Annotated in this window: 23 protein-coding genes; 20 read left to right on the top strand and 3 right to left on the bottom strand. The window is 60.6% G+C overall.

Translation table 11 applies throughout. The features are described from left to right. Positions 1–169: 169 nt before the first annotated feature. Positions 170–670, top strand: a complete 501-nt coding sequence (locus I8E17_RS04125; protein ID WP_113366347.1) for a GFA family protein — start codon at positions 170–172, stop codon at positions 668–670. A 313-nt stretch (positions 671–983) separates the two neighbouring features. Continuing rightward, complete coding sequence (gene alr / locus I8E17_RS04120) at positions 984–2,147, top strand: alanine racemase (RefSeq protein WP_069616176.1); 1,164 nt, start codon at positions 984–986, stop codon at positions 2,145–2,147. A 21-nt stretch (positions 2,148–2,168) separates the two neighbouring features. Here the strand turns inward: alr and I8E17_RS04115 are convergent, their stop codons facing one another. Next, the gene (locus I8E17_RS04115; protein WP_069616175.1) at positions 2,169–2,804 is read right to left on the bottom strand and encodes a LysE family translocator; all 636 of its coding nucleotides are present in this window, start codon (positions 2,802–2,804) and stop codon (positions 2,169–2,171) included. A 151-nt stretch (positions 2,805–2,955) separates the two neighbouring features. Here I8E17_RS04115 and radA point away from each other — a divergent pair, with 151 nt between their 5' ends. The 4 genes from radA to I8E17_RS04095 all read left to right on the top strand — a co-directional run bounded on the left by radA (position 2,956) and on the right by I8E17_RS04095 (position 7,540). Continuing rightward, positions 2,956–4,359, top strand: a complete 1,404-nt coding sequence (radA, locus tag I8E17_RS04110; RefSeq protein ID WP_069616174.1) for a DNA repair protein RadA — start codon at positions 2,956–2,958, stop codon at positions 4,357–4,359. Positions 4,360–4,451: 92 nt separating this feature from the next. After that, a complete protein-coding gene (locus I8E17_RS04105) occupies positions 4,452–5,072 on the top strand; it encodes a CvpA family protein (RefSeq protein ID WP_069616173.1) in 621 nt (206 codons plus the stop codon). Positions 5,073–5,236: 164 nt separating this feature from the next. Further along, the gene (purF, locus tag I8E17_RS04100; protein WP_069616172.1) at positions 5,237–6,721 is read left to right on the top strand and encodes an amidophosphoribosyltransferase; all 1,485 of its coding nucleotides are present in this window, start codon (positions 5,237–5,239) and stop codon (positions 6,719–6,721) included. A gap of 78 nt (positions 6,722–6,799) precedes the next feature. Continuing rightward, positions 6,800–7,540: an SDR family NAD(P)-dependent oxidoreductase gene (locus I8E17_RS04095; protein ID WP_069616171.1), complete on the top strand. Its 741-nt coding sequence runs from the start codon at positions 6,800–6,802 to the stop codon at positions 7,538–7,540. A gap of 15 nt (positions 7,541–7,555) precedes the next feature. On the opposite strand, the gene I8E17_RS04090 is transcribed toward I8E17_RS04095, so the two are convergent. Next, positions 7,556–7,765 (bottom strand): hypothetical protein, encoded by a 210-nt coding sequence (locus tag I8E17_RS04090; RefSeq protein WP_141720155.1) that lies wholly within the window; start codon positions 7,763–7,765, stop codon positions 7,556–7,558. Between I8E17_RS04090 and cysS the strand changes: the two genes are divergently transcribed. The 8 genes from cysS to rarD all read left to right on the top strand — a co-directional run bounded on the left by cysS (position 7,764) and on the right by rarD (position 14,923). Further along, positions 7,764–9,155, top strand: coding sequence for a cysteine--tRNA ligase (cysS, locus tag I8E17_RS04085; RefSeq protein WP_069616170.1), 1,392 nt, complete (start codon positions 7,764–7,766; stop codon positions 9,153–9,155). The two genes, I8E17_RS04090 and cysS, sit on opposite strands and share 2 nt — an antisense overlap. Positions 9,156–9,355: 200 nt before the next feature. Beyond that, complete coding sequence (locus tag I8E17_RS04080) at positions 9,356–9,724, top strand: DUF559 domain-containing protein (RefSeq protein ID WP_083258376.1); 369 nt, start codon at positions 9,356–9,358, stop codon at positions 9,722–9,724. After that, positions 9,721–10,203 (top strand): GFA family protein, encoded by a 483-nt coding sequence (locus I8E17_RS04075; protein ID WP_069616168.1) that lies wholly within the window; start codon positions 9,721–9,723, stop codon positions 10,201–10,203. The genes I8E17_RS04080 and I8E17_RS04075 overlap by 4 nt, the downstream gene beginning before the upstream one ends. Continuing rightward, positions 10,200–10,691 carry a GFA family protein gene (locus tag I8E17_RS04070; protein WP_069616167.1) on the top strand — a complete coding sequence of 164 codons (492 nt, stop codon included), beginning with the start codon at positions 10,200–10,202 and terminating at the stop codon, positions 10,689–10,691. The genes I8E17_RS04075 and I8E17_RS04070 overlap by 4 nt, the downstream gene beginning before the upstream one ends. Then, complete coding sequence (locus tag I8E17_RS04065) at positions 10,684–11,160, top strand: GFA family protein (RefSeq protein ID WP_069616166.1); 477 nt, start codon at positions 10,684–10,686, stop codon at positions 11,158–11,160. Before I8E17_RS04070 ends, I8E17_RS04065 begins: the two co-directional genes overlap by 8 nt. Beyond that, positions 11,157–12,116 carry a prolyl aminopeptidase gene (gene pip / locus I8E17_RS04060; protein WP_069616165.1) on the top strand — a complete coding sequence of 320 codons (960 nt, stop codon included), beginning with the start codon at positions 11,157–11,159 and terminating at the stop codon, positions 12,114–12,116. Before I8E17_RS04065 ends, pip begins: the two co-directional genes overlap by 4 nt. A gap of 170 nt (positions 12,117–12,286) precedes the next feature. Beyond that, on the top strand, positions 12,287–13,903 hold the full coding sequence (cimA, locus tag I8E17_RS04055) for a citramalate synthase (RefSeq protein WP_069616164.1): 1,617 nt from the start codon (positions 12,287–12,289) through the stop codon (positions 13,901–13,903). 108 nt (positions 13,904–14,011) lie between these two features. Then, a complete protein-coding gene (gene rarD, locus I8E17_RS04050; RefSeq protein ID WP_069616163.1) occupies positions 14,012–14,923 on the top strand; it encodes an EamA family transporter RarD in 912 nt (303 codons plus the stop codon). Between the two features lie 28 nt (positions 14,924–14,951). Here rarD and I8E17_RS04045 read toward each other — a convergent pair whose 3' ends face one another. Beyond that, entirely contained in the window at positions 14,952–15,575 is a 624-nt protein-coding gene (locus tag I8E17_RS04045; protein WP_069616322.1) for a TIGR00730 family Rossman fold protein, read from the bottom strand. Between the two features lie 155 nt (positions 15,576–15,730). Between I8E17_RS04045 and I8E17_RS04040 the strand changes: the two genes are divergently transcribed. The 6 genes from I8E17_RS04040 (at position 15,731) to I8E17_RS04015 (ending at position 23,058) form a co-directional block, all read left to right on the top strand. Then, a complete protein-coding gene (locus I8E17_RS04040) occupies positions 15,731–17,782 on the top strand; it encodes a LysM peptidoglycan-binding domain-containing protein (protein WP_069616162.1) in 2,052 nt (683 codons plus the stop codon). Between the two features lie 204 nt (positions 17,783–17,986). Further along, positions 17,987–19,873 carry an ABC transporter ATP-binding protein/permease gene (locus I8E17_RS04035; RefSeq protein ID WP_069616161.1) on the top strand — a complete coding sequence of 629 codons (1,887 nt, stop codon included), beginning with the start codon at positions 17,987–17,989 and terminating at the stop codon, positions 19,871–19,873. A 134-nt stretch (positions 19,874–20,007) separates the two neighbouring features. Beyond that, a complete protein-coding gene (locus I8E17_RS04030; protein WP_069616160.1) occupies positions 20,008–20,706 on the top strand; it encodes a phosphatase PAP2 family protein in 699 nt (232 codons plus the stop codon). Positions 20,707–21,010: 304 nt separating this feature from the next. After that, on the top strand, positions 21,011–21,709 hold the full coding sequence (locus tag I8E17_RS04025) for a phosphatidylserine decarboxylase (protein WP_069616159.1): 699 nt from the start codon (positions 21,011–21,013) through the stop codon (positions 21,707–21,709). Between the two features lie 20 nt (positions 21,710–21,729). Then, entirely contained in the window at positions 21,730–22,590 is an 861-nt protein-coding gene (pssA, locus tag I8E17_RS04020; protein WP_015339321.1) for a CDP-diacylglycerol--serine O-phosphatidyltransferase, read from the top strand. Between the two features lie 327 nt (positions 22,591–22,917). Further along, a complete protein-coding gene (locus I8E17_RS04015) occupies positions 22,918–23,058 on the top strand; it encodes a hypothetical protein (protein ID WP_176728075.1) in 141 nt (46 codons plus the stop codon). Positions 23,059–23,121 lie beyond the last annotated feature (63 nt).

Below are 23,121 nucleotides of genomic sequence, written 5' to 3'. Positions count from 1 at the left end.
CTCCCGCGCGTCTTGAACAAAAGTGATCGCATGTGGGAAAGGCTGGCATCCACCCGTCCGCGCTTTTTTTGAGAAGGTGTGGTCGGATCCGTCGTTCCGCTGGACGATCCGAAGATGAAAACCTAAAAAGCATTTAGGCCCAAACTCGCCTTTTGGAGGAGAAGGAAAATTGAAACGCATTGAGATGACGGTAAGCGGCGGCTGCCAGTGCGGTGCCGTGCGCTATCACGCAACTGCCATGCATGATAATTCGCATCTCTGCCATTGCCGCATGTGCCAGAAAGCCTCCGGCAACATCTTTGCCGCGCTTGTCGCCGCGCCTGATGATGCGCTCACCTGGACGCGCGGCAAGCCGAGCATCTGGAAGAGTTCTGAGCTTGTCGAGCGCGGCTTCTGCGCCAATTGCGGCACGCCATTGTTCTTCCATCACCTCGAAAACGGCCGCACCAACCTGATGATCGGTTCGCTTGATAATCCGCATGCCTTCCCGCCGCATGCCAATACCTGCACCGAGAATATGGTGACATGGTTCGATACGGTCACGGGCATAGAAAATACCGGCGTGACTGAAAATAACGGCGCCGATTGGGCTGCGGCGATCAAGACGAGCAACAACCAGCATCCTGATCGCGATACCGCCTCATGGGCGGTGAGAAGGCGTGACGACTGAGCCTATTCCGGCGATCGCCAGCGGGGCACGATGCCGCTGTTCGGGAATAGACATCATCCCGGAAACCAAAGCCTACGACAGCCTGCCTTCAAGATGATGCGCGCAGCACACCTGGAGGTCTGTTCTTCAGCTCATTCGCGCCGCAAAGCAGCCTGTTGGTTTCCGACCTTCAGCCGGAAGCTATCGTCAGAAATGCGGTGGCGGTTTTATCTGGTTCCGCATACATGCCTCGCGGCACTTTTTCTTTTCATCGACGGCCAGTATCCTGCCCCAAGCCAAATCATCTCCGGCCACTTCCTATTCGGGACGCTCCATGACAGATAATTTCAATGACGATGATGCTTTCGCTTCCGCTGGCCTGCGGCTGACGGTTGACCTCGGCGCCCTCGTCGAAAACTGGCGTGACCTCGCGCGCCGCTCGGGCAAGGCCCGCACGTCAGCCGTCGTCAAGGCCGATGCCTACGGGCTTGGCATCGAGGATGTGGGCGAAACGCTTTATGCTGCAGGTGCGCGCGATTTCTTCGTCGCCACCGCCGACGAGGGTGCGACCTTGCGGCTCTACGCGCCCGAGGCGCGGATCTTCGTGCTCAGCGGCATCTGGCCGGGCATGGAGCGCCGGTTTTTCGAAAACGATCTCGTGCCGGTCATCGCTTCGGAAGAGCAGCTGACCTTCTGGATGGCCGTGCTGTCTGATTATGGCGATTACCCTTGCGCGCTGCAGGTCGACACCGGCTTCAACCGGCTCGGCCTGCCGATGGACGATGCGATCGCGCTTGCCGATGACGTCTCGCGTCCGGCAAGCTTTGCGCCGGTTCTCGTCATGAGCCACCTCGCCTGCGGCGACGATCCTTCCAACGCGATGAACGGGCAGCAGCTCGAGGCTTTCCGTAAAGTCAGTGCTGCCTTCGAAGGCATCGAGGCGAGCCTTGCCAATTCGGCCGGCATCTTTCTTGGGGCCGACTATCACTTCGATCTCACTCGCCCCGGCATCGCCACCTATGGCGGCGAGGCGGTTCCCGGCATGGCCAATCCGATGCGCCCGGTGGCAACGGCGGAGGCGCGGATCATCCAGACCCGCTCGGTCAAGGCAGGCGAGACGGTAGGGTATGGCCGCGCGCTTCAATTGACCCGCGACAGCCGGCTGGCGATCGTCTCGGCAGGTTACGCCGACGGCTATATGCGCAGCCAGTCGAGTGCCGGCGTGCCATTGCGCCAGACCGGTATTGCGGGCGGTCACGGCTTCATAGCCGGCCATAAGGTGCCCGTTGCCGGCCGCATCACCATGGACCTCACCATCTTCGATGTCACCGACCTGCCGGAAAACCTGGTCAGAGCCGGTGACTACGTTGAACTTTTCGGCAGCAACATCTCGGTCGACGAGGCCGCAAAAGCTGCAGGCACCATCGGCTACGAGATGCTGACCAGCATGGGGCTGCGGCACGAGCGCCGGTATATCTCGGAAGAGACCGAGGAATAGCCCGGCTACAGCTAGCAATATTTAGCGGGCGCTGATCGCCAACCGAACGCCAAGCGCCACGAACAGCGTGCCGAGACCGCGATCGAGCCAAAGGCCAAGGCTGCGATTGCGCCGAAGCGCGTCACTCAGGCGGCCGCCGAGCAGGATCAGCGGCGGCTCGATGAAAGCGGCGACGACAATGATCAGGCTTCCGTGCAGCAAAAGCTGTGCCCAGACCGGGCCGGCGCCTTCAACAACAAATTGCGGCAGGAAGGCCAGGAAGAAGATGGCGACCTTCGGATTGAGCAGCGAAACCATGATGCCCTGTCGATAGATGCGGCCCCAGGAGAGCGTCTTGCCCGCCTCCTTGATCCATGCCCCCTCGCCTTTCGAGCGAAGCGCCTGAATGCCGAGCCAGATCAGATAGGCCGCGCCGATCCATTTGACCGTCGAGAAAGCCAATGCCGAAGCGGCGAGAATCGCCGACAGACCGGCGGCCGCCATCAGCACATGCAGGCACGCGCCGCTCCAGATGCCGAATAACGCCGCAAAGCCGGAACGCATGCCGCTTCTGATCGTGTGGCCGAGAATGAAGGCGATATCCGGCCCCGGGGACAGGTTAAGAAGCGTCGCGGCGGACAAAAACGCGATCCAGTGCGCAAGCGAATAGTCAAACATCGGTCATCATCCATAAAACCCGGCATAAAAGCTGACACGATCGCCGTTGATACGGAAATCATTAGTTTTGATAGGCAGGGAAAGACATTATCTGACTGCCCAAGCGATTCGTCGCGAAAAGCGAAGTGTTTGAATTTGAGAATAGCGTCCTATGGCTAAGGCCCGCACACAATTCATCTGCCAGAACTGCGGCACGGTCCACAATCGCTGGGCCGGCAAGTGCGACAGTTGCGGCGCATGGAATACCATCGTCGAGGAAGATCCGATGGGCGGGATCGGCGGCGGACCGGCGAAGACGCCGCGAAAGGGCAAGCCCGTCACGCTGACCACGCTTTCGGGTGAAATCGAGGAAGCGCCGCGCATCCATACCGGCATATCCGAGCTCGACCGCGCCACCGGCGGCGGTTTCGTGCGCGGCTCGGCCGTTCTCGTCGGCGGCGATCCCGGCATCGGCAAGTCGACGCTACTGATGCAGGCGGCAGCGGCCCTCGCCCGGCAAGGACACAAGATCGTCTATGTCTCCGGCGAAGAGGCCGTGGCGCAGGTGCGCCTGCGCGCCCAACGGCTGAAGGCGGCCGATACCGAAGTGCTGCTCGCCGCCGAAACCAATGTTGAGGATATCCTGGCAACGCTCGCGGAAGGCAAGCGGCCGGATCTCGTCATCATCGATTCCATCCAGACCCTGTGGAGCGAGCTTGCCGAATCCGCACCCGGCACGGTAACGCAGGTGCGCACCGGCGTGCAGGCGATGATCCGCTTTGCCAAGCAGACGGGAACTGCCATGGTGCTGGTCGGCCATGTCACCAAGGATGGCCAGATCGCCGGGCCGCGCGTCGTCGAGCATATGGTCGATGCCGTTCTCTATTTCGAAGGTGATCGGGGCCATCATTACCGTATCCTGCGCACGGTGAAGAACCGCTTCGGTCCGACCGACGAGATCGGTGTCTTCGAAATGTCCGACGCCGGGCTTCGCGATGTGCCCAACCCATCCGAACTTTTCCTTGGTGAACGCAACGAAAAGTCGCCAGGCGCGGCCGTCTTCGCCGGAATCGAGGGCACGCGCCCGGTGCTGGTCGAGGTGCAGGCGCTGGTCGCGCCGACATCGCTCGGCACGCCGCGCCGCGCCATCGTCGGCTGGGATTCGGCGCGCCTTTCCATGATTCTCGCCGTTCTGGAAGCGCATTGCGGCGTGCGGCTCGGTCAGCACGATGTTTACCTCAATATTGCCGGCGGCTACCGCATTTCCGAGCCGGCTGCGGACCTTGCGGTCGCTTCTGCACTGGTTTCCTCTTTGGCCGGTCTTGCTCTGCCCGCCGATTGCGTCTATTTCGGCGAAGTCAGCCTGTCGGGCGCCGTCCGGCCGGTTGCGCACACCGCCCAGCGCCTCAAGGAAGCCGAGAAGCTGGGATTTTCCGCGGCCGTTCTGCCTGCCGCTTCCGCCGATCTGCCAAAGGGCAATGGCGGACGCTGGAGCGAGATCGACAGCCTGCCGGATCTGGTGGCGCGCATTGCCGGATCGAAAGGTGCGCTCAAGCGAGCGGAAGACGAAGACTGAGCCTTACTTCAGCCGTTCTTGGCGAAGAAGAGGCTCATGAATTGAGGCCGATGCCGACCATGAGGTCCGGCAAGTCTTGAAGTGGATTATAGATGCCCATTACGATTTTCGACGGTATTGTTATCGGCGTTCTTCTCTTCTCCGCCATTCTGGCCATGGTTCGCGGTTTTTCGCGCGAAATTCTCTCGATCGTAAGCTGGGGCGGCTCCGCGGTCGCCGCATATTATCTTTATCCGCTGCTCGTTCCCTATGCTTTGCAATACAAGGCCGACACCAAGATCGCCACGATTGCGTCAGCCGCCGTCATCTTCCTGCTGGCGCTCATCATCATTTCCTTCATCACCATCCGGATTGCCGATTTCATCATCGACAGCCGCATCGGCGCGCTCGACCGCACGCTCGGCTTCCTCTTCGGCGCGGCACGCGGCCTGCTGCTGATGGTCGTCGTCGTTGCCTTCTGGAACTGGCTGGTGGCACCGGCCGCACGTCCGGACTGGGTCAATAACGCCAAGTCGAAGCCTTTCCTCGATTCGATGGTCGAGAAGCTGACCGCAGCGCTGCCGCAAGACATTCAGGCAAGGCTGCCGGCCGAAATCCTCAACAAGATCGCGCCAAACCAGCAGCAACAGCAGCAGCAGGGAAGCGGCGACAACGCCACGCCGAACGATACTGCTCCGTCGGATGATGCACCTGCGCCGCAGACAAACAATTGACGGTGCGTTTACAGGCTTGACCTGCCGCCCGAGAATCGCCATTTGAGCGGCGTGACAATAGAAGATCCGGCCCGATATTTTTTCCGGCCGGATTTTAAGTTATTTTAATGGTCACTCGTGACGCCGCCCCGATCCGCCCACGTTGAGAGCAAAGGCCCGCAGCCATGAACCATTCCGTTTCCTTCGAGGACGATATCGACGGCGACACGCTGCATGAAGAATGCGGCGTCTTCGGCATCCTGGGGCACCCGGATGCGGCAACATTGACGGCGCTCGGCCTGCACGCCTTGCAGCATCGCGGCCAGGAAGCGGCCGGCATCGTCTCCTTTGATGGTCAGCGCTTCCACTCGGAGCGGCGGATGGGTCTGGTCGGAGACCACTACACCGACCCGGCTACCCTCGCCCGCCTCCCCGGTGACCGCTCGATCGGTCATGTACGCTACTCCACCACCGGCGAAACCATCCTGCGCAACGTCCAGCCACTGTTTGCCGAGCTAGAGGTCGGCGGCATCGCCATTGCCCATAACGGCAATTTCACCAACGGCTTGACCATGCGCCGCCAGCTGATCGCCGATGGCGCCATCTGTCAGTCGACCTCGGATACCGAAGTCGTGCTGCATCTCATCGCCCGCTCCAAGCATCCCTCCTCCTCCGACCGCTTCATCGATGCCATCAGGCAGATGGAAGGCGGCTATTCGATGCTCGCCATGACGCGCACGAAGCTGATCGCCGCCCGCGACCCGATCGGCATCCGGCCGCTGGTCATGGGCGAACTCGACGGCAAGCCGATCTTCTGCTCGGAGACCTGTGCTCTCGACATCATCGGCGCGAAATATGTCCGCGACGTCGAAAACGGCGAGGTCATCATCTGCGAGATCCAGCCTGATGGTTCGATCACCATCGACGCACGCAAGCCGGAAGTTTCACAACCCGAGCGTCTCTGCCTGTTCGAATATGTCTATTTCGCCCGTCCCGACTCCGTCGTCGGCGGCCGCAACGTCTACGTCGCCCGTAAGAATATGGGCATCAACCTTGCCAAGGAAGCGCCTGTCGCAGCCGACGTGGTCGTGCCGGTGCCGGATGGCGGCACACCGGCCGCCATCGGCTATGCGCAGGCAAGCGGCATTCCCTTCGAGCTCGGCATTATCCGCAACCATTATGTCGGCCGTACCTTCATCGAGCCGACGCAGCAGATTCGCGCCTTCGGCGTCAAGCTCAAGCATTCCGCCAACCGCGCCATCATCGAGGGCAAGCGCGTCGTGCTGATCGACGATTCCATCGTGCGCGGCACGACATCGGTGAAGATCGTGCAGATGATCCGCGATGCCGGCGCCAGCGAGGTGCATATCCGCGTCGCCAGCCCGATGATCTTCCATCCGGATTTCTACGGCATCGACACACCGGACGCCGACAAGCTACTCGCCAACCAGTACAACAGCCTAAAGGCCATGTGCGATTACATCGGCGCAGACTCTCTGGAATTCCTGTCGATCGACGGCCTCTATCGGGCCGTGGGCGGCGAGCCGCGCAACAATGCGCAGCCGCAGTTCACCGACCATTACTTCACCGGCGACTATCCGACGCGCCTCCTCGACAAGGAAAGCACCAGCAATGTGCGCAAGCTTTCTGTTCTCGCGAGCAATGGTTGACCTTATAAACGGTTGACCCCAGAAAGGACGGGGGCGTTCTGCCCCTATTCCTTTGCAACATATCCGGATCAAGGCAGCATGAGCGTCAATCTCAAGGACAAGATCGCCCTCGTCACCGGCGCATCGCGCGGTATCGGCTATTTCACGGCATTGGAGCTGGCCAAGGCCGGCGCGCATGTGATCGCCTGCGCCCGTACGGTCGGCGGACTTGAGGAGCTTGACGATGCCATCAAGGCTGCGGGCGGCTCGGCGACCCTTGTGCCCTTCGATCTTGCCGACATGAATGCCATCGATGCGCTCGGCGCCTCCATCTACGAGCGCTGGGGCAAACTCGACATCCTCGTCGCCAATGCCGGCGTGCTTGGCGTGATCTCGCCGATCGGCCATGTCGAAGCCAAGGTGTTCGAAAAGGTGATGACGATCAATGTCACCGCCACATGGCGGCTGATCCGTTCCGTGGAGCCGCTGCTGATGCGCGCCGAAGCGGGCCGCGCGGTCATCCTCTCCTCGGCCGCCGCCCATCGCTGCCGGCCCTTCTGGGGCCCCTATTCCGCCTCCAAGGCTGCCGTCGAGGCGCTGGCCCGCACCTGGGCCGGGGAAACGCAAAGCACGCCGCTGCGCATCACCAGCGTCGATCCGGGCGCTACCCGCACCGCCATGCGCGCTCAGGCCATGCCAGGCGAAGACCCGGATACGCTGCCGCATCCGCGAGAGGTCGCCCAGGCGATCGTTCCGCTCGTCGGCCCCGACGTTACCGAAACCGGCAAGCTTTTCGTCGTGCGCGAGAACAGGCTCGTCGACTATCGGATGCCGGAATAAAAACATCTCAGCCCTTTACGCGAGACGCCTTATCCCTACTTGACCAAATTCATCCGGCGCGCGATAAAGCCGCCCATGAAAACGGTTATCTGCATTATCTGCCGGAAGATTATTCGCTAGCGTTTCGCTGGCCTGGCCGTTTTCGTCTCCCAAAATCCAAGATGACAAACGTCCGGCCTGCCGGTGACGATATTTTTTCGGATTTATGCCTTGGGAGAGTGACATGGCCGCCGAGCCGCAATTGAAGTTCTACAACACGCTGACGCGCGAAAAGGCCGATTTCCAGCCGATCAACCGCAATAACGTCCGCATGTATGTCTGCGGCCCGACGGTCTATGATTTCGCCCATATCGGCAATGCCCGCCCGGCCATCGTTTTCGACGTGCTGTTCCGGCTTCTGCGGCATGTCTACGGCGAGAGCAAAGTCACCTATGTCCGCAACATCACCGACGTCGACGACAAGATCAACGCACGCGCGCTGCGCGACCATCCCGGCCTGCCGCTGAACGATGCGATCCGCCTGGTGACGGAGAAGACCGAACGGCAGTACCGCGAAGACACGACAGCGCTCGGCTGCCTGGAACCATCGGTGCAGCCGCGCGCGACCGACAATATCGCTGAGATGATCGCGATCATCGAAACGCTGATTACCAAGGGCCATGCCTATCGGGCGGCCGGCGAAGTGCTGTTCGATACCAAGTCGATGCCCGATTACGGCCAGCTTTCGAAGCGCAATCTCGACGAACAGCAGGCCGGCGCCCGCGTCGCCGTCGACGAGCACAAGAAGAGCCCCGGCGATTTCGTTCTGTGGAAACTTTCGGACGCGAACGAACCCGGCTGGGAAAGCCCCTGGGGCCGGGGTCGTCCGGGCTGGCATATCGAATGCTCGGCCATGAGCGGACGCTATCTCGGCGATGTTTTCGACATTCACGGCGGCGGCCTGGACCTGATCTTCCCGCATCATGAAAACGAAATCGCGCAATCGCGCTGCGCGCATGGCACGCATGCCATGGCCAATGTCTGGATGCATAACGGCTTCGTGCAGGTCGAAGGCCGCAAGATGTCGAAGTCGGAAGGCAACTTCGTCACCATCTACGAGCTGCTGCAGACGGAAAAGCTCGGCGGCCGGACCTGGCCGGGCGAGGTGCTGAGGCTTGCCATGCTGATGACACATTATCGCGAGCCGATCGATTTCTCTGTGAAGCGTCTGGAAGAGGCCGAACGGCTAATCGCCAAATGGCCGGCGGGGGATGCCAGCGGTGCCGCGCCGGATCAGACAGTCCTTGCCGCTCTCGGCGATGATCTCAACACCGTCGCCGCCATCCAGGCACTGCATGCCCTGGCGCAAGCAGCCAATGCCGATGCCAATCTCCTGCCTGTCTTCACGGCCAGCGCCGATCTTCTCGGCCTGCTGCCGAAGAGGGCGGAGATGGACGAAGCTGTGGTCGCGGAGATCGATGCCAAGGTGCGCCAGCGCCTGGAGCTGCTGAAGGCCAAGAACTTTGCTAAAGCCGACAAGCTTCGCGAAGAGCTGACTGCCATGGGCATTCAGCTCAAGGATGGCAAGGATCCAACGACGGGCGAGCGTATCACGACTTGGGAGATCAAGCGGTGAGCCTTGTTACCCCCCTCTGTCACTATCGTGACATCTCCCCCACAGGGGGGGAGATTGGGGGGAGTTTGCGGCATCTGTCCGCAAAACCGCAGAGCTTAATTTCCGCAGATTCGATCTCCGTTTGGGGCGCGCAAGTGCCACGGGTTAACGATCTCCCCCCTTGTGGGGGAGATGTCCCGACAGGGACAGAGGGGGGTAACTTGCCGCATACTCCAGTCCCGCCGAAAGCCCGAAGCAATGCGCGCCGCATGCGCAAGGTCATGACGGACGCGGAACTGCGTCTCTGGAACGAATTGCGCGCCCATCGCCTCATGGGCCTCGGCTTCCGCCGCCAGTTGCCCATCGCTGGATATATTGTCGATTTCGCATGCCCTGCGGAAAGGCTGATTGTCGATGTCGACGGCTCCCAGCACGGCAATGATCGTGATCAGACCTATGACCAGATTCGCACCCGCCGCCTCGAAGCCGATGGCTGGACTATCCTGCGCTTCTGGAATGACGATGTCCTGAAGGATATTGATAACGTCTGCATGCATATCCTGATCGTCAGCGGAAAGGATAAGTCATGACCGTCTCGACCTACACCGGCGGCTGTCAGTGCGGAGCGGTTCGCTTCCGCGTGCGGGGCGAACTGAAGGATGCGTCGATCTGTCATTGCCGCATGTGTCAGAAGGCTTTCGGCGCCTATTATGCGCCGCTGGTCTCAACGCGTGGTACCGAGCTCGCATGGACACGTGGCGAGCGGAAGCTGTTCCAATCGTCCAATTATGTGAAGCGCGGCTTCTGCGGGGATTGCGGCACACCGCTAACCTACGAGGCACCGGATGGCATTGCGGTGGCGGCCGGCGCCTTCGATGACCCCTCGCAACTGCCGCCTGTCGTGCAATATGGCACGGAAGCCAAGATCGGCTTCGTCGATCGGCTGCATCTGCTGCCCGGACACTTGACGGAGGAGGACGCTGCGCAGGCGCCCTTCGTATTGAACATCATATCCAACCAGCATCCCGATCACGATACGGCAATATGGCCACCGGAGAGCAGCAAATGACAATGACAGCGGGATATAGCGGCGGATGCCAATGTGGCGCGGTTCGTTATCGCACCGCCGGCGCGCTCGGCTATCCGCATCTTTGTCATTGCCGCATGTGCCAGAAAGCATCCGGCAATTATGCCCTGCCGCTGGGAAACGCCAAACGAGCCGATTTCGAGCTGACACGCGGCGAACCCTCATGGTTTCATTCGTCCGATCTCGTGCGCCGCGGCTTTTGCGGCACCTGCGGCACGCCCCTGTTCTATGATGTTCCCGGCACGGATTCCATCAATGTGACGCTTGGTTCATTGGATGAGCCAACGCTGGTCCAACCCGTCGCACAATCGAACCGCGCGGCAAAGATGCCCTGGTTCCATGCACTCGATGCGCTGCCGATGGAACCGGACGAGGATGGCTCGGACCGTGCGATATCGATCAAGCTGTCCAATCATCAGCATCCCGATCACGATACCTCAAGCTGGCCAGAGGAGAAGAGTCATGAGTGAAGCTACCAGAAGCGGAGGATGCCAATGCGGCGCGGTACGGTTTCGCATCCGCGGCCAGCTCGGCCGCCCGTCCATCTGCCATTGCCGCATGTGCCAGAAGCAGTTCGGCAATTTCTTCTCCGCGCTTGTTACCGCCCCCGAAGACGGTGTGGAATGGACGCGCGGCGAGCCGAGCTATTTCCAGTCTTCCGTCAATATCGACCGCGGCTTCTGCAAGAACTGCGGCACGCCGTTGACCTACCGTCATCCCGGTGGCCTTGAAATCGCGATCGGCGCCTTCGACGAGCGCGACGATCTCGCGCCGCAGATCCAGGTCAACCATGCCTATCGTCTGCCTTGGGTAGAGACGATTTTCGAAAAGCCCATCCATCAGGATCCGGATTTCTATTCGCGGCAGGAGCAGATCATCTCCTTCCAGCATCCCGATCATGACACCGATGTCTGGCCGGCCGAGGGGCTGAAAATATGACCGAAGTCCTGCGCACATTCTATCCGGAAATCGAACCCTATGCCTCCGGTCACCTCGATGTCGGCGACGGTCATGTGATCTATTGGGAACGGGTGGGGACGCCAGGCGCCAAGCCCGCCGTCTTCCTGCATGGCGGGCCTGGCGGCGGCATTTCGCCCAGTCATCGCCGCGTGTTCGATCCGGCGCTTTATGACGTGACCCTGTTCGACCAGCGCGGCTGCGGGCGCTCCACGCCGCATGCCGGCCTGGAAGCCAACACCACCTGGCATCTGGTCGACGATATCGAACGACTGCGCAAAATGGCCGGTGCGGAAAAGTGGATGGTTTTCGGCGGCTCCTGGGGCTCGACACTGGCGCTCGCCTACTCCGAAACGCATCCGGAGCGGGTTTCCGAACTGATTGTGCGCGGCATCTACACGCTGACCAGAGCCGAGCTCGACTGGTATTATCAGTTCGGCGTCTCCGAAATGTTCCCTGACAAATGGGAGCGCTTCATCGCCCCTATCCCACCGGAAGAGCGCCATGAGATGATGGCCGCCTACCATCGGCTGCTGACCCATCCCGATAAGGCTGCCCGCCTGGAAGCCGCGAAAGCATGGTCGATCTGGGAAGGCGAGACGATCACGCTCCTGCCGGAGCCTGCTGTCAGCGCCCAGTTCGAGGATGCGGAATATGCGCATGCCTTCGCCCGTATCGAGAACCACTTCTTCGTCAATGCCGGCTGGCTCGAAGAAGGGCAGCTGCTGCGCGACGCTTACAAGCTGAAAGACATTCCCGGCGTCATCGTCCATGGCCGCTACGACATGCCCTGCCCGGCGCGATATGCCTGGGCGCTGCACAAGGCTTGGCCGAAAGCGGAATTTCATCTGATCGAGGGCGCGGGCCATGCTTCGTCGGAACCCGGCATTCTCGATCAGCTGATCCGCGCGACGGACAGGTTTGCCGGAAAAGTGTAATGCCGAATAAGGCCCCTCGCCCCGCATGCGGGGAGAGGCAACAAGCTCACAAGCCCCTTCGCCCCGTGTAAACGGGGAGGAGGTGGACTCTCTCGGTTTCGCAAAGCGAAACCGAGAGAGGACGGATGAGGGGCACCCCACTATCAAGCCGGTTCGCCGGAGGAAACCGTATGACACGCGAAAAAATCTATCTCTTCGACACGACGCTCCGCGACGGGCAGCAGACGCCCGGCATCGACTTCTCGGTCGAGGACAAGATTGCCATCGCCACCATGCTGGACGAATTCGGCCTGGATTATGTCGAAGGCGGCTATCCCGGCGCCAACCCCACCGATACGGCATTCTTCAACGAGAAGCGCACCAATTCGGCCTCCTTCGTCGCCTTTGGCATGACGAAGCGCGCCGGCATCTCCGCCTCCAACGATCCCGGCCTTGCGAGCCTGCTGCAGGCGAAATCAGACGCGATATGTTTCGTTGCGAAGAGCTGGGACTATCACGTCAAGGTGGCGCTCGGCTGCACCAACGAGGAGAACCTCGAAAGCATCGCCGAAAGTGTCAAGGCGGCCATTGGCGCCGGCAAGGAAGCTTTGGTCGATTGCGAGCATTTCTTCGACGGCTACAAGGCCAATCCTACCTATGCGCTTGCCTGCGCCAAGACGGCCTATGATGCCGGAGCGCGTTGGGTCGTGCTCTGCGACACCAACGGTGGTACGCAGCCGCCGGAGATTCGCGCCATCGTCGAGGCCGTCATCGCCTGCGGCGTCCCCGGGCACTGTCTCGGTATTCACGCCCATAACGACACTGGCCAGGCGGTCGCCAATTCGCTTGCCGCGGTCGAAGCCGGCGTGCGGCAGATCCAGGGCACGCTGAACGGCATCGGTGAGCGCTGCGGCAATGCCAACCTGATCACATTGATCCCGACCCTGGCACTGAAAAGAGCCTATAGCGAACGCTTCGAAACAACGATCGACGCCGAGCGCCTGGTGGGCTTGACTGGCCTTTCGCATGCCTTCGACGAGCTGCTGAACCGCTCACCCGACCATCAGGCACCCTATGTCGGCGCCTCCGCCTTCGCGACCAAAGCCGGCATCCATGCCTCGGCGCTGCTGAAGGACCCGCGCACCTACGAGCATGTGCCGCCGGAAAGTGTCGGCAATTTCCGCAAAGTGATGGTCTCCGACCAGGGCGGCAAGTCGAATTTCATCAATGCGCTGAAGCGGCGCGGCATCGAGGTCGGTAAGGACGATCCGAAGCTCGACCAGCTGATCCAGATCGTCAAGGAACGCGAAGCGACAGGCTATGCTTACGAAGGCGCGGATGCGAGCTTCGAACTTTTGGCGCGCCGCATGCTCGGTACCATCCCGGAATTCTTTGCGATCGATGGTTTCCGCGTCATGGTGGAACGCCGCTTCGATTCCCACGGCCGGGTGAAAATCGTCTCGGAAGCCGTCGTCAAGATCATCATCGACGGCGAAACCATCATGTCGGTTGCCGAGGGCGACGGCCCGGTCAACGCACTCGACCTGGCGCTGCGCAAGAATTTCGGCAAATACCAGCACGAGATAGACGATCTGGAACTGGCCGACTTCAAGGTGCGTATCCTCAATGGCGGCACGGAGGCCATCACCCGGGTCCTGATCGAATCCACCGATAGCGATGGCGTACGCTGGTGGACGGTCGGTGTCTCCGAAAACATCATCGATGCGTCCTTCCAGGCCTTGATGGATTCGGTCATCTACAAGCTGATGAAAAACCGGCATATGGCAGGCAGGATTGCGGCGGAGTAATCCGCCGCCCATCAAAAAGCTTGACGATGCCGTCAATGAAATGAATTAGCCATGCCGCATGCATTGGAGTAATCCCGTCTCGAATAACAGAGAATGACGGGAAAATTCATGGCCACTGACGCGGTCAAACCTGAAATCAAGAACAACGACGCTATCCGCGGCTTCGGCTTTGCGATGACGGCCTATCTCTTCTGGGGCGTTCTGCCACTCTATATGAAGGCGCTGGCGCATATCCCGGCTTTCGAGGTCATCGCCCATCGCATCGTCTGGTCGGTTCCCGTCGCCGGCATCGTGCTGCTGGCGCTCGGCCGCCTGGGCGACGTGAAGGCGGCGTTTCGCAACCCGCGGACAATCGCCATGGCGTCGCTGACGGCAGCGCTCGTCACCATCAACTGGGGAACCTATGTCTGGGCCATCGGCGCCGGCCATTCGCTTGATGCCGCCCTCGGCTACTTCATCAATCCGCTGTTCAGCATCGCGCTCGGCGCCATCCTGCTCAAGGAAAAGCTGGCGCCGACGCAGATCGTCGCGATCTGCCTTGCAGCCGCCGCCGTCATCATTTTGACGGTGAAAGCCGGCACCCTTCCCTGGGTCGCGTTGTCGCTGACCTTCTCCTGGGGCTTTTATGCCTTTTTCCGCAAGACCCTGCCTGTTGGAGCCAACCAGGGCTTTTTCATCGAGGTGCTGCTGCTCTGTATCCCGGCAGCATTTTACATCCTCTATCTGGAAGCGCGCGGCGAAGGTCACTTTTACCAGACCGGCCTTTCGGATACCGCGCTCCTGCTCGGCTGCGGGCTCGTGACGGCGCTGCCGTTGATGATCTTCGCCAATGGTGCGAAGCTTTTGAGGATGTCGACCATCGGCATCATGCAATACATCGTTCCCACAATGGTCTTCCTGATCGCCGTTTTCCTGTTCAAGGAACCCTTCGGCACGACGCAGCTCGTTGCATTCTCGCTGATCTGGGCCGGTCTCGTCCTCTACAGCTGGTCGATGCTGCGTCAGAGCAGAGGAGGATAACCAGCGGGCCTGGCTGGCAGATTCTCAATTAAAGCTTGGAAATCACGGCCTCTTCTCCGCCGCGGTCGCCGCGCGTCTCTGCGGCATGCTTGCGGATCGCTGGAATGATATCGGCAATCTTGTCGATGACGAGCGGCTGCACGCGATGAGCGGTGTGGACGAAGCCCTCTTCCGTCATATGGCGTATCAGCTCCATCACCGGATCCCAGAAACCGTTGATATTGGCGAAGACCATCGGCTTTTCGTGGCGGCCGAGCTGACCCCAGGTCATGATCTCCACGATCTCTTCCAAAGTACCGATACCGCCCGGCAACGCCACGAAAGCGTCGGCGCGCTCGAACATGCCATGTTTGCGCGCATGCATATCAGGCGTTATGATGAGCTCGTCGAGTTGACCGAGCGAATGGCGCGTCGCTTCCATATCGACCAGAAATTCCGGAATGATGCCGGTGACCTGACCGCCGTGCGATAGCACGCCGCTCGCGACAGCGCCCATGATACCCTTCGTTCCGCCGCCATAAATCAGGCGCAGGCCGTTTTCGGCAATGCTTTTGCCCAGTTCGCGGCCGGCAGCCATGTGGGAGGGGTCGCGTCCCGGCCGCGAGCCGCAATAGACGCAAATGGTTCGAATTGGCGTGGAATCGTCGGTCATGGATGCAAACAACTATGCTGCGGATGCTCAGTCAAGATTTTTCAAAGGAAAACTTGTGACGGAACATGCGAAAATGGCTGAGAAAGCTTGTAAAAGCAGGCGAAATCGCTAGCAATTTCAGGAGTTGCGATGACTTCGCCGCGTGGAGATGAATGATGATGAAGAACCGTGCCGGTTGGCTGGCTCTGTTGGTGTTGGCAATTGCGACCCTGTTGATGGTCTTCTTCGTGATGCCGCGCATCAACGGTGACAAGACCCCGATCGGCAACGTGGTCAATCAAGCCAGCAATGCGGTGAAAAATACGATCGACCAAAACGCGCAGAAGGCTGGCGAGACCGCCGAGAGCGCGACCAAGGCCACGCAGAATGCCGTGTCGGCCGCCGTCAACACCGCAGACCTTGCGAAGAAGCTGACCGACCTGACGGGCGCGGCAACCGCTTCGCTGGCCGATTTGAAGGCGCTCTTCAAGGACGGCAATGCACCGGCCCAGGATGCCTTTACGGCTGCGAGGACAAAGGCGATTACCGCCCTGCAATCGATCGTCGGTTTCGCACTTCCCGAAGGGATCGATGCGACGACGACGGGACTCGTTAAGAAAGCGCAGGACGGTGCAGGCAAGGCTCTCGCCATCATCCAGTCTCTTCCCGACAACGCTGCCGAAGCCAGTGCGGCGATCGACAAGGCTTTCGCAGCGTTGACAGGCCAACAGGCGCCCGGGACCAACTCGGCTGCCAATCCTCGTGTACCGTCATTCGATGTATTGCGCGTCGAACCGGATGGCTCCACTGTTATCGCAGGCTCAGCCGAGCCGAATGCCAAGCTGGAGATCGTCGACGGCGAAAAGGTTGTCACGACGACCAATGTCGGCCCGAGTGGCGACTTTGCCGCCGTACTCGACAATCCGCTGCCGCCCGGAGACCACGAATTGGTGCTGCGCGCCACCGGCAGGGACGGCAAGGCCGTCAGTTCCGAGGAAGTCGCAACCGTCTCCGTGCCGAAGGACAATTCCACCCAGGTCCTCGCGATGGTGTCCAAGCCAGGCGCTGCAAGTCGCATCATCACCGCGCCTTCCGCCAAACAGGGCCGCGTGGCCGCCGGCGAACAGGACGCGTCCGCAGCCGACACTCAGGCCAAAGCGACCACGACGGATGCCAAGCCGCAACAGGATGGTACGGCGGTCGCATCCGCCAATCCTACGGCAGGCACGGCAACACCGCCAGCAGCGAAGGTGGAGGCGAATCCAGACGTCATGGTCAATGCGGTGGAGATCGAAAACGATCATATCTTCGTTGCCGGCACCACGAAGCCGAATGCCAAGGTCCACGCCTATGCCGACGACAAGCTCATCGGCGAGAACGTCGCGGGTGCGGACGGTCACTTTGTCGTGGACGGACCCATGCCTCTTGCCGTCGGCGATCACAAGATCCGCGTCGACGTACTCGATGGCGCCGGCAAAGTCGTCGTGCGGACCAGCGTCAACTTCACACGCCCCGAAGGAAATCAGGTGACGGTTGCGGCGCAAGCTCCGACGGCCGGCAATGGTCAGGCGCAAGCGACCACGGCAAACATGGTGCCACTCGACGAAGGCGAGCTTGCCAAGCTCAAGGAAGGCGCGGGCAAGGCTTTTGCGCTGCTCAAGGGCCTCTTTACCGACGGCAAGCAGCCGAATACGGAGCAGCTAGCAGCCGCCCGCTCCGGCACGGAAATCGCGCTCAAGTCGCTGTCTGAATTCCGGCCGACCATCAACGCCAGTGCTGCGTTGAAGAAGGCTGCTGCCGATGCTTCGAGCGCGGCCTCCAAGGCGCTTGCCACCTTGCTGGCTTTGCCGAAAGATCCGATATCGGTTGGCGCGGCGCTGCCTGGGCTCGAACAGATGATTGCTGTCATCACCGCGCCGGTGCAGACGGCGCCGGCACAGCCGAACACAGAGGTCTCGTCCAGCGACAGTGGCCCGAAGACAATCGAGCAGGCGCCGCTCTCGCAGGATAGCAATGCCGTCATCATCCGTCGCGGCGATACGCTTTGGCAGATCTCACGCCGCATCTACGGTGCGGGCGTGCGTTATACGACGATCTATCTGGCCAACGAGGATAAGATCAACAATCCGGACCGGATCCTGCCGGGTCAGGTCTTCGGCCTGCCGAAGGACGCATTGCCGAATGCCGAGGAGCTTCACCGCAAGCGGCTTTCGGGCGAGCATCTCTAGCGGCAAGGACCGCCCATCGTGAACATTGGCAGCGGCCAGGCTCATCAACGCCTGGCCGCTGCTTTTATACCGCATGAAAATAGTATAAGCGTCGCCCGATCCCATAGCCTTCCCACAACGGCCATGTCTTGGCTATGAAGGCTTGCCAGTCGGCTGTGCAAACGCTGCCACACCCGGCTGCCCAATCATTCGCCGGAGACGGACATGGCAGGCCAGAAGAAAACCATATCGGCGGATTCCAGCAATCCATTGAACACGATCGTCAATCTCTGGCCCTATATGTGGCCGAGCGGGCGCATGGATCTGAAAATGCGGGTGGTCTGGGCGACCGTCTTCCTGCTGGTCTCGAAATTCTTCCTGCTGCTGGTCCCCTACTTCTTCAAATGGTCCGTCGATGCGCTGAACGGCAAGCTCGACATGCAAGGCATTCTGCCTGCTTTCCTGGTCGGTGCCATCGCTTTGATCATCGCCACGAACGCGACACGCCTGATCCAGCTCGGCCTCAACCAGCTGCGCGACGCCCTTTTTGCGAGCGTCGGCCAATATGCGGTGCGCCAGCTCGCCTACAGGACCTTCGTGCACATGCACGAGCTCTCGCTGCGTTTCCATCTGGAGCGCAAGACCGGTGGCCTCTCGCGCATCATCGAGCGCGGCACCAAGGGCATCGAGACGATCGTCCGCTTCACGATCCTCAACACGTTTCCGACCTTCATCGAATTCCTGCTGACCGCCATCATCTTCTGGCGCGGCTACGGCTTTTCCTATCTCGCGGTCACGGCCGTCACGGTCTGGCTCTACATCTGGTTCACCGTCAAGGCGAGCGACTGGCGTATCTCCATCCGCCGGACGATGAACAACAGCGATACCGACGCGAACACCAAGGCGATCGATTCGCTGCTGAACTTCGAGACGGTCAAATATTTCGGCAACGAGGAGATGGAAGCCAGACGCTTCGATCAATCGATGGAGCGATATGAAAAGGCAGCCACCAGCGTCTGGACGTCGCTTGGCTGGCTGAACTTCGGCCAAGGCTTGGTCTTCGGCCTTGGCACGACGGTGATGTTGGTCATGTCCGGCTTGTCCGTCCTGAACGGCCATCACACGGTCGGCGACTTCGTCTTCATCAACGCGATGCTGCTGCAGCTCTCCGTGCCGCTCAACTTCATCGGCTTCGTCTATCGCGAAATACGCCAAGGCCTGACCGATATCGAGGAGATGTTCGACCTGCTCGAGGTTAAGCCCGAGGTGGTCGATGCGCCTGATGCCAAGGAGCTTGTCATCGCCGACGGGGCGATTGCGTTCAAGGACGTGCATTTCGCCTATGATCCGGCACGGCCGATCCTGAAGGGCATCTCCTTCGAAGTGCCCGCCGGCAAGACGGTCGCCGTGGTCGGGCCTTCGGGCGCCGGAAAATCGACGCTGTCGCGTCTGCTCTATCGCTTTTACGACGTGCAGGACGGCACGATCACCATCGACGGCCAGGATCTGCGAACCGTTACGCAGAAGAGCTTGCGAAAGGTCATCGGCATGGTGCCGCAGGATACCGTGCTCTTCAACGATACCATCGCTTACAACATCCGCTATGGCCGTCCGAGCGCCAGCGAAGCTGAAGTTACCGCGGCCGCGGAGATCGCGCAGATCGGCGAGTTCATCCGCACTCTGCCGGAAGGGTTCGAGACCAAGGTCGGCGAGCGTGGCCTCAAATTGTCCGGCGGCGAGAAGCAGCGTGTGGCGATCGCGCGCACCGTTCTCAAATCGCCGCCGGTTCTGATCCTCGACGAGGCGACCTCCGCGCTCGATACGACGACCGAGCGCGAAATACAGGCTGCCCTCGACGTCGTCTCCAAGAACCGCACGACGCTTGTCATCGCTCACCGCCTATCGACCGTCATCGGCGCGGATGAGATCATCGTGCTGAAAAGCGGCGTGATCGCCGAGCGCGGCACACATGCCGAGCTTCTGGCGCGGAACGGGCTTTATGCGTCCATGTGGAGCCGCCAGCGCGAAGCAACGCAGGCCGAGGAGCATCTGAAGCAGGTGCGCGAGAGCGACGATCTGGGCGTTATCGACCGGCTGGCGCCGGCAAGGTGAGAAAACCCGTGGAAGCATGGAATTCCGCCGCCCATGACAGCATCGGGTGCGCCGCGGTTATGCACCGATTGTTGTCACGAGACTGAGACGACAGCTTGCTAGGTACGAGGGTCTTTTTCAACGGAGCCCCCCAAATGCGTAGTTTTGCCAAAGCTTTAAGCCTTTTGCTCGTCGTCGGCCTGGCCTCGCCGGTTTTCGCCGAAGATGCCAAGCCTTTCACCGATGCCAAGGAGATCAACCTCCTCGATCTGCTGCCGCCGCCGCCCGCCAATGATTCCGCGCAGATGAAGGCGGAGCTCGGCGAAATCCTGACGATCCAGGTGACCCGCACGCCGGAAATGGCGGCTCGCGCCGTGGCCGATGCCGAAGAGAACGTCTGGCGCTTCTCCGACGTCATCGACAATCCGAAATTCACCAAGGAAAACCTGCCGAAGTTTTCGGCCTTCTTCGATCGCGTCGTCGAGACCGAAGGGGCCGTCGTCGATCCCGCCAAGGATGTCTGGAAGCGCCCGCGTCCGCATCTCTACAGCGATCTCGTCAAGCCGATCGTACCGCTCTCCAAGTCCGGCTCCTATCCGTCAGGCCACGCCACGGTCGGTACCCTGATGGGCATCGTGCTCGCAAATATGGTACCGGAGAAACGCGCCGCCATCATGGCGCGTGCCTGGGAATACGGCCATAACCGCATCGTCGGCGGCATCCACTACGCCTCCGATGTCGAAGCCGCCCATATTGCAGGCACCGTCATAGCCGAAACCATCATGACGCATGACGACTACAAGACCGAATACGAAGGCGCCAAGGCTGAGCTGCGCGCTGCTCTCGGCCTCTGATTTCCGATCGGCCGACGCGGGACACAGAAGGCCGCCGCCATCGGCGGCCTTTTCATTGCGTCCCGCACGGGTTTCCACAGGCTGCACTTTTCAAGTCAGGGGAACGTTGGCATCTTGCTTGACGCGGATTGCGTTGAGGACGAGCGCGCGAAAGCATTGCTCATGACAGAGTTTGCCTGTAGTCACGCTCGACTGGTATTCAGAGCAAGACTGCTTATCTTGTTCTCATTCTTTTGACTGGCATGATCTTCGAAGAACCGGAGCCCGGTTCCTGGTGAGCATGCCCTAACGGAGTAGGCCATAGATGAGCTTGATGAACAGCGTACGCAACGTCATCGTTCCCATACACAAGGAGGGCTATCCCTTCGTTGCAGGCTTCTTCGTCGCGTCGCTGGTACTCGGTTGGATCTTCAAGCCGCTCTTCTGGATCGGCCTGATCCTGACGCTGTGGTGCGCCTATTTCTTCCGCGATCCCGAACGCATGACGCCTCAGGACGATGATCTGGCGATATCACCTGCCGACGGCAAGGTTTCGAGCGTGCAGATGGTGACGCCGCCGGCCGAGCTCAATCTCGGCAGCCAGCCGATGCTGCGCATCTCGATCTTCATGAACGTGTTCGATTGCCATGTGAACCGTTCGCCGATGCGCGGCCGCATCACCAACGTCGCCTATCGCCAGGGCAGCTTCCTCAATGCCGAGCTCGACAAGGCCAGCGAACAGAATGAACGCAACGGCCTCGTGATCGAAACGAAGCATGGCGAAATCGGGGTCGTGCAAATTGCCGGCCTCGTTGCCCGCCGCATTCTTTGCTTCGTCCATCCGAACGAGCCGCTGGATGCCGGCGAGCGCATCGGCCTCATCCGCTTCGGCTCGCGCCTCGATGTTTTCCTGCCGGAAGGCGCTTCATCGCGCGTTGCCGTCGGCCAGCGGGCGATCGCCGGCGAAACCGTCATTGCCGAATTCGGCTCGGCCAAGGGCACAACCATTAGCCGCCGCAGCTGAAGTGTAGGAACACGAGCGAGATGAAGACGCCTTTTCCGCCTTTCGAGCCGCACGGGCCCAATGACGAAGCGCGTGGGCCGCGTCTCCGGGAAATTCCGTTGCGGCTGATCGTGCCGAACATGATCACCGTGCTGGCGATCTGCTCCGGCCTGACGGGCATTCGCCTCGCTTTCGAAAATCGTTACGAGCTCGCCGTCGTGGCGGTGCTGGTCGCCGCCTTCCTCGACGGCATCGACGGGCGCGTCGCGCGGCTGATGAAGGCCACCTCGAAATTCGGCGCGCAGATGGATTCGCTCGCCGATATCGTCAATTTCGGCGTTGCGCCGGCGCTCGTCGTCTACGTGTTCCTGCTCGACCAGGCCCGCTCGCTCGGCTGGATCGCGGCGCTGATCTACACGATCGCCGCCGGACTGCGGCTTGCCCGCTTCAATGTCATGGCCGAACGCGAGCATAAGGCCTCGTGGCAATCCGAATATTTCGTCGGCGTACCGGCGCCTGCCGGCGCCATGCTGGTGCTGCTGCCTGTTTATCTCGGCTTTCTCGGCCTTACGCCGGACCGCACCTTCGCCTTATGGGGCGCAGCCTACACGGTTCTCATCGGCTTCCTGCTGGTCAGCCGTCTGCCCGTATGGTCCGGCAAATCGGAAGGCAACGGCGTAAGGCGCGATCTGGTGCTGCCGATCATGCTCGGCCTCGTCGTCTATGTCGCGCTGCTGATGAGCTATACGTGGCATGTCATGGTCGTGACCGTCGTCATCTATTTGCTGTCCCTGCCCTTCGGCGCACGCTCCTGGGCAAAGAAATACGGCACCTACACCATCAATGGCCCCGCCGATCCCAATGTCGACGATTCCAACGACGACATCGGCCGACATATCTAGGACCAGCATATCAAACCGCCGCACAACAGTCCTCTGTCGGCACTGCCGCGCTGCAACCGCTAGTCTGTAAGCCTCCCTTATCAATCAGAGACAAGACGGTCGCTCATCGGCGCAGCGGAAAGCCAGGTCGGCGCGACATTTCCGCAGATTCAAACATTGCGGCAGTGCGGATTCTACACGAGGTTTCGGCGCTAATCTCTCGAAATATGGTCGTTGTTTACAAAAGCTGATTGGAAAACGCCTTCGATTTGTCATGATTTACGACAAAAAGCACTACTCGACTGTGAATCGAAAAATGCTCCGTGGGAGCATGGTGAGGAGTGAAACATGACGCAGAAAAAGGACCAGCCGCCACAACCGCAGGCAAAGATCGATCCCAGCAAGCATTATCGTCCGCTGGGGCTGAAAGCCGTTCTTGCAGCCCATCTGATGCTGAAGACAAAGCCTCTCAAGAAGAAGATCGCCTGAGAATATAGTTCTGCCCACCGCCGACCAATGCCGGCAGGCAGCATTTCCGCTCACTGGCCGCTA

Origin of the sequence: Rhizobium sp. AB2/73 (genome assembly GCF_020871915.1) — a bacterium.
Taxonomy (GTDB): Bacteria; Pseudomonadota; Alphaproteobacteria; order Rhizobiales; family Rhizobiaceae; genus Rhizobium; species Rhizobium dioscoreae.
Note: the sequence above shows the minus strand (reverse complement) of the source record. Positions and strands in the feature narration are given on the sequence as shown.

Coding starts and splice junctions, on each gene's coding strand:
- I8E17_RS04090 (WP_141720155.1), bottom strand. CDS start 7,765: ATGTCACTCTCCCAAGGCATAAATCCGAAAAAATATCGTCACCGGCAG.
- alr (WP_069616176.1), top strand. CDS start 984: ATGACAGATAATTTCAATGACGATGATGCTTTCGCTTCCGCTGGCCTG.
- I8E17_RS04115 (WP_069616175.1), bottom strand. CDS start 2,804: ATGTTTGACTATTCGCTTGCGCACTGGATCGCGTTTTTGTCCGCCGCG.
- radA (WP_069616174.1), top strand. CDS start 2,956: ATGGCTAAGGCCCGCACACAATTCATCTGCCAGAACTGCGGCACGGTC.
- I8E17_RS04105 (WP_069616173.1), top strand. CDS start 4,452: ATGCCCATTACGATTTTCGACGGTATTGTTATCGGCGTTCTTCTCTTC.
- rarD (WP_069616163.1), top strand. CDS start 14,012: ATGGCCACTGACGCGGTCAAACCTGAAATCAAGAACAACGACGCTATC.
- I8E17_RS04040 (WP_069616162.1), top strand. CDS start 15,731: ATGATGAAGAACCGTGCCGGTTGGCTGGCTCTGTTGGTGTTGGCAATT.
- I8E17_RS04045 (WP_069616322.1), bottom strand. CDS start 15,575: ATGACCGACGATTCCACGCCAATTCGAACCATTTGCGTCTATTGCGGC.
- pip (WP_069616165.1), top strand. CDS start 11,157: ATGACCGAAGTCCTGCGCACATTCTATCCGGAAATCGAACCCTATGCC.
- I8E17_RS04095 (WP_069616171.1), top strand. CDS start 6,800: ATGAGCGTCAATCTCAAGGACAAGATCGCCCTCGTCACCGGCGCATCG.
- I8E17_RS04015 (WP_176728075.1), top strand. CDS start 22,918: ATGACGCAGAAAAAGGACCAGCCGCCACAACCGCAGGCAAAGATCGAT.
- purF (WP_069616172.1), top strand. CDS start 5,237: ATGAACCATTCCGTTTCCTTCGAGGACGATATCGACGGCGACACGCTG.
- I8E17_RS04030 (WP_069616160.1), top strand. CDS start 20,008: ATGCGTAGTTTTGCCAAAGCTTTAAGCCTTTTGCTCGTCGTCGGCCTG.
- cimA (WP_069616164.1), top strand. CDS start 12,287: ATGACACGCGAAAAAATCTATCTCTTCGACACGACGCTCCGCGACGGG.
- I8E17_RS04075 (WP_069616168.1), top strand. CDS start 9,721: ATGACCGTCTCGACCTACACCGGCGGCTGTCAGTGCGGAGCGGTTCGC.
- I8E17_RS04035 (WP_069616161.1), top strand. CDS start 17,987: ATGGCAGGCCAGAAGAAAACCATATCGGCGGATTCCAGCAATCCATTG.
- pssA (WP_015339321.1), top strand. CDS start 21,730: ATGAAGACGCCTTTTCCGCCTTTCGAGCCGCACGGGCCCAATGACGAA.
- I8E17_RS04025 (WP_069616159.1), top strand. CDS start 21,011: ATGAGCTTGATGAACAGCGTACGCAACGTCATCGTTCCCATACACAAG.
- cysS (WP_069616170.1), top strand. CDS start 7,764: ATGGCCGCCGAGCCGCAATTGAAGTTCTACAACACGCTGACGCGCGAA.
- I8E17_RS04065 (WP_069616166.1), top strand. CDS start 10,684: ATGAGTGAAGCTACCAGAAGCGGAGGATGCCAATGCGGCGCGGTACGG.
- I8E17_RS04070 (WP_069616167.1), top strand. CDS start 10,200: ATGACAATGACAGCGGGATATAGCGGCGGATGCCAATGTGGCGCGGTT.